1 protein-coding gene is annotated in these 264 nt (G+C 64.4%); it reads right to left on the bottom strand.

The features are described 5' to 3' along the window. Positions 1-264, bottom strand: a 264-nt coding sequence (locus AC6UDE_RS07020; protein WP_500697036.1) for a phage major capsid protein, incomplete at both ends; no start/stop codon positions are given.

Here is a 264-nt window from a genome sequence, read left to right as displayed (position 1 = left end):
CCCTTCTTCATCAGTGAAACCAGGGTGAAGAGGTCGTCGGCCGGATTGACAGTGCTCGACAAGGTCTTGAACGCGCCATTCGCGCCGGTGACGGTGTGCTCCAGCGTGCCGAAGGCGCGCGAGGCGTCTGCGGTGGCTGCCGTCGTGTAGGTCGTGAAGCCGCGCGGCTGATTGACGCCGGTGCCATTGACGAACGCGGCACCTTCGGCGCGTGCGAATTCCAGCGCGACTTCTTCGGCCAGCCACTGCTCGGCGTTGAAGAAC

The sequence above is a fragment of the Fructilactobacillus sp. X2R5C3 genome (assembly GCF_059901325.1).
This window is presented reverse-complemented; position numbering and strand designations above follow the sequence as displayed.